This is a genomic window from Trebonia sp. (assembly GCF_030042015.1).
GTDB lineage: Bacteria > Actinomycetota > Actinomycetes > Streptosporangiales > Streptosporangiaceae > Trebonia.
The window spans coordinates 1-4,830 of the sequence record NZ_JASIAL010000563.1 but is presented as its reverse complement, the minus strand read 5'-3'; the positions used below and the strand labels follow the sequence as shown (position 1 = coordinate 4,830).

The 4,830-nt window shown below is 68.9% G+C and carries 5 protein-coding genes; 1 reads left to right on the top strand and 4 read right to left on the bottom strand.

The window, feature by feature from the left end:
- Positions 1 to 231: 231 nt before the first annotated feature.
- A complete protein-coding gene (locus Q1N79_RS30095; protein ID WP_300614515.1) occupies positions 232 to 684 on the bottom strand; it encodes a molybdopterin-dependent oxidoreductase in 453 nt (150 codons plus the stop codon).
- Between the two features lie 189 nt (positions 685 to 873).
- Between Q1N79_RS30095 and Q1N79_RS30090 the strand changes: the two genes are divergently transcribed.
- A complete protein-coding gene (locus Q1N79_RS30090; protein ID WP_300614514.1) occupies positions 874 to 2,718 on the top strand; it encodes a DUF222 domain-containing protein in 1,845 nt (614 codons plus the stop codon).
- Between the two features lie 118 nt (positions 2,719 to 2,836).
- On the opposite strand, the gene Q1N79_RS30085 is transcribed toward Q1N79_RS30090, so the two are convergent.
- The 3 genes from Q1N79_RS30085 to Q1N79_RS30075 all read right to left on the bottom strand — a co-directional run.
- A complete protein-coding gene (locus Q1N79_RS30085; protein WP_300614513.1) occupies positions 2,837 to 3,745 on the bottom strand; it encodes an aminoglycoside phosphotransferase family protein in 909 nt (302 codons plus the stop codon).
- A 177-nt stretch (positions 3,746 to 3,922) separates the two neighbouring features.
- Positions 3,923 to 4,180 (bottom strand): hypothetical protein, encoded by a 258-nt coding sequence (locus Q1N79_RS30080; RefSeq protein ID WP_300614512.1) that lies wholly within the window; start codon positions 4,178 to 4,180, stop codon positions 3,923 to 3,925.
- Positions 4,177 to 4,830, bottom strand: a 654-nt coding sequence (locus Q1N79_RS30075) for a hypothetical protein (RefSeq protein WP_300614511.1), incomplete at its 5' end; no start/stop codon positions are given. The genes Q1N79_RS30080 and Q1N79_RS30075, both read right to left, overlap by 4 nt.

Genomic DNA, 4,830 nt, shown 5'->3' with positions numbered 1-4,830 from the left:
CTGCGGCCTGCGAGTCAGGTTCGGCCGTCGGCACGTCGTCCTCATCCAGGCGGTCGATCCCCACCGTCCACCACCCAGCGCAGCGAGTAAGTCACGTTTTGCAGCGTAGCCGATACGTCCCCATCGCCCGCTAGTTTCGATATGACCGACTTCTTACGAATGCGACCGTCCCGTCCCCCTGCGACTGACAGTCCACTCTGGCCCGGCGCCTGCGCCAGGCGTGATGGTCCCCTAGCGTTCGAGCCGGGCGAGCGCAATCTCTGCCGCGGTCGCCCGCTGGGGCTGGCGTGTGACCTCTATCCGGTCCACCGATTTGACGCTCAGGAAGCAGTCCCACTCCGACGGTCCGACCAGCCGGGGGAAGCCGGCGCGCCGGGGGCTCGCGGCTCCTTCGTGCTCGAGCGCAAGGAGTACCCGCTCATCCTGTGCTTGCTCGCGGGTGAGCACGGCGGTGTATTCGCCGGAGCCGACCGTGACATAGCCGGCCGTGTCGGCAGCGCCAGCGAGCGCGAGCAGGGTCCTGAGCCGCACTCCGCGCCAGCGCTCGCCGAGCCGGCTCCAGCCCTCATGGCAGTGGAAGTCCGCGACCAATTCGGCGTCGATCAGGGAGCGCAGCTCTGCCAGTGCGAGGCAAGCGGGCCGCTCGACGTCGCCACAGATCGAAAGCGAGATGCTGCGAGTCATCGAGAGTCGATTTTACGCCCGGCGGCCAACCGCGCACCTGGCATCCTGCCACGCGCGAGCGTCTCCGCGTCCATAGGTTAGCTAACTGTAGCGGTCAGGTAAGCCATCGGCTCTGCTTAATCCATTAATTCATGCTAGAATTCGATGTAGCAGCAATCAAATACATTCTTCCAAACGGATGGTGGTCTTATGCCGCAGCCACCGGTCTCCGGGCACGGTCCGGGCGCAGAGCCCGGCCGCGACTCTGGGGTGCCCGGGGGCCTTCCCGGCATTCCCGGCCCGAGTCCTACCGGGGGGCTGCGGCGGGCTGACTTCGCTGTCGGCGGTGCCGCGGACGCCTGCCCGCCCGGCCCGGCCTTGGCCGCCGCGGTCGCCGCGGTGTCTGGCCCCGGCTGGCGCTGCCCCGGGGCCACCGATGACGAACTGGTCGGCCTGCTGGGCCGGTGGGCGGCGGTGGAGGCGTGGGCTGCGGCCGGCAAGCTCGGCGTGACGTGCGAGCTGATCCGCCGCCGCGCCCTGCCCGGCGCCGCCCACGGCGACTTGCCCGATGCCTGGGACGACTCCCTGGCCCACGAGCTCACCGCTGCACTGAGGATCTCCCTGCCCGCCGCCGACAAGCTCGCCAATCTGGCCTGGGAACTCTCGGCCCGGCTGCCCGGCGTCGCCGCGAAACTCACCGACGGCACCATCGACTACCTGAAGGCCATGCTCATCGTCAAGGAGCTTGCGATCCTGGATGATGAACACATCGCCGCCGCTGAACAGCTGATTCTGGGTGAGCTGGCCGGCAAGACGCCGGGCCAGATCTCCCGGCTCGCCGCGCTGGCCGTCGACACCGCCGACCCGGAAGGCGCCCGCAAGCGGCGTGAGCACGCCGAGCGGGAAGACGCCCGGGTGCGGTTCTGGCGTGACACCGCCGGCGCCAGCGCCCTGGCCGCTTACGGCCTGCCCACCGACGCCGCGCTGTCGGCGAACGCGAACATCAACCAGCGGGCCGTGGAGTACAAGAAGGCCAAGATTTACCCGGATGCCCGGATGGACCAACTGCGCGCCCTCGCGTTCACCGACATCCTCAACGGCGTCAGCGCCGCCTCCCGGATCGCCCAGGCCCAAGCCGAGGCGAGCATCCAGCAGGACCGGCCGCGCTACGACAGCGGTTCCCGCGATGACGGATCCCCTGCCGACGGCCCCGCCGACGGCGATTCCGACGGCGCCGCCAGCCGCAGGGACGGCGGTCCCGTCGATGACGGTCCCGGCCCGGGCGACACCCTGGCCAGCGGCGGTCCCGGTCGTGGAGGCAGCCCAGGCAGCGGAGGTCCCGGCGCTCCCGGAGGTCCGGCCCCAGTGCTTCCGGCCATGTCGAACCTGACCTTCCCGCTGGCCACCTTGCTCGGCCTGGCCGAGCGGCCCGGCGAGGCACACGGACTGGGCCCCCTCGACCCGGCCCTGGTCCGCGACCTGGCTGCCGCGGCCGCCCGCAGCCCACACAGCGGCTGGTGCGTCACGATCACCGACGCCAACGGCTACGCCATCGGCCACGGCTGCGCCAAACCCGGCAAGGCCAGGCGGCAGGCATCCGGGCCGGGCGGCAGCCGCGACGGCCCGTGGGCGTTCACCCGCACCGGCGACCCCGGTCCCCCGGGCGGCTACGGCACCTGGCTCCTCACCCTGCCCGACGGGCGACAGCTCACCGTGAAACTCGGACCGGTCCCGGTCACTGACTGCGACCACCGGCACGAGTCCCACTCCTACCAGCCCAGCGACACCCTCCGGCACCTGGTTGAGATCAGAGACGGCACCTGCACGTTCCCGTCCTGTTCCCGGCACGCCCGCGCCTGCGACTTCGAACACGCCACCCCTTACGACCAGGGCGGCCGGACGTGCGCGTGCAACGCCGGCGCGCGCAGCCGCCGCTGCCACAAGGCCAAGCAGTCCAAGGGCTGGAAAGTCGAACAGCCCCTCCCCGGCTGGCACGTGTGGACGACGCCAAGCGGCCGCGTCTACACCCAAGGACCGATGAAGTACCCCGCATGAGCGACCGGAAGCAGGGCTGCCGTGTTGGCGCCATCAGGTTAAGCGAACTGGGTCATTGTCACCGCCTGCCCATTGCGGCATCTCGTCCCATGTCCGCCAGATCGCCGGTTATCACGGCTTACCTGGCCACGTGATCGGCGGCGGCCAGCATCTGGCGGCCGACGGGCTGGAGGCCGATCTTGGTCAGCAGGAGCCCGGTCGCGACCCGTTCCACAACGCCCCACTGCCAGATCGCGGTGGCGTCGAGGTTGCAGCGCGCCGCCAGCCAGCGCGCCCGCTCGTGCGGATCGCCCTGCAGAAGTTCGATTGGGTCCTCGCGCATGAGGATTCCCAAGTCGTACTCGGCTTCGGCCAGCAGGCCGTCGGGATCGACGAGCTTGAAGCCGCTGTCGGCTTGGAGCGCGTTCCATTGGTGCACGTCACCGTGTACGAGCACGGCGCGCTCGTCGTCGTGCGCCTCGGTGCGCCTGGCGGCACATGCCAGCGCGTAGCCGAGCGCGCGTTCCGAGCAGGGACGGCCGAGTTCTTCCCAGGTCGCGGTGATGAAACCAGAGAGCCGCCGGCCCTTCTCGGCGCCGGTGGGCAGGCCGCACCCGGCGGCCGTGCGCCATATTTTCTCCGCAGCCGAGCAGAGGATCTCGTGCCGCCGCGCGATGGGAAGCTTGAGCTGGTGCAGTGAGCGGCCCAGCCGTTCGAGCAGCAGCGCTCCCCGCGCCGCATCGGCGCGCAGCAGCCGGGCGCACCCGTCGCCGCCCGCCAGCCGCAAGACCGTGATCTCCCTGCTGGCATGGTCACCCGGGCGCGGAATGTGCAGCTTCAGCACCGCGGGCGTGCCGTCGCTGAGCGTGGCCCGGGCGACGAACGCCTCGGTTGCGTCGGGATAGGGCGGGCCGATGGCGATCGACCACTCCCGCTCCAGCTCCGCGGCAAGTTCCGGGAGGTCACTGATCCACTGCCCGGCTCCCGCCGCCAGCGCCTTGTTGCGCACCACGGCAGGGATCGCGCATGGCGTGCCGGGCCTGCTCACCGGCCAAAGCTAACGCGGACAGGAACTCCGGCGCCACTCCCCGAAATGCCCCCGCAGGAGAACACCGCGCTGTTCTACGCACCCCCAGCGGGATGCGACGGGTCGGCGGGCACCCCGCCGCCAGGTCCTCAGAAGCCACGTACCGCCCAGGGCGCCTGCCGCGCAGTCCGCCGGGACCTACTCACCCGAAAGGGCCTGCGCCCGTATCCGCTCAACGATCCGGGAAGCCTCATCTTTGCTGATGGGAGCGAAGTCGTACATGGTGTCTCCGCGTTCAGCCGAGTAGAGCAGCGGCGAGAACTCCCATTTCAGATTGCGGGAGAAAACCTCATCGATTTGCCCATTGTCGCTCTTCACGCGCCGGAATACGCCAACCGGCCGCTCCAGGCTACTGGTCTCATCGAGGATTGCGTAATAGGTTATGCTGTCTGTCATCGTTTCTTCTCCGGGAAATCTTTGATGTCGGCGGTACCTGGGGGAGTAACGAGAAATGCGTTTACCTGGCGCTGGTAATCCTCAAGCTCATCGCGTTCGACTTCTGTAGTCTCTGTACCCCGTACGCGTTCATAGGCCTTGTGTGTGAGTTCCTTGGCTTCCAGGCTCTCCGGCGTGTGGAACTGCGTCTCGAAGCGCAGCCCCGTCTCCAGCCTGCGCCATTGGCTGTTGATGCCCTTGTACTGCTCGTTGCTCCACAGGTTCTTCAGCCTGATCAGCTCGAACCCTTCCGCCTTGAGCCGCTCGACATCGGTGAGAACACCATCAGCGTAGCGGTCAGGGCTGTGCGTAAGCGTGAATCGGACAGCGTCGGGCACTTTGGCCAGGGCCTGACCGGCCGAGAGATACGGTTCTACGAGCAGCACATCCGCGATCTTCTCCTTCAGGCGGTCCTCGCCCTTGAGCATGTTCTTCAGCCCGGCGAGGTGCCGTTCCGGGTCGGCCGCCTCGACGCGGCGCATCGCGGGCAGGATGACCTGCTCGCCCTCCTCCCGGATGTCCGCGCACGCCTTGGAGGCTTCGGCGTTCTGCTCGGGATTCAGCCTCCGGTCCCCGTCGGCCACCCAGCTGCCGTCGGGTTCGGTGCGGGG

Excerpts from the sequence above, each read along its gene's own strand:
- Q1N79_RS30095 (WP_300614515.1), bottom strand. The coding sequence starts at position 684 with ATGACTCGCAGCATCTCGCTTTCGATCTGTGGCGACGTCGAGCGGCCC.
- Q1N79_RS30090 (WP_300614514.1), top strand. The coding sequence starts at position 874 with ATGCCGCAGCCACCGGTCTCCGGGCACGGTCCGGGCGCAGAGCCCGGC.
- Q1N79_RS30080 (WP_300614512.1), bottom strand. The coding sequence starts at position 4,180 with ATGACAGACAGCATAACCTATTACGCAATCCTCGATGAGACCAGTAGC.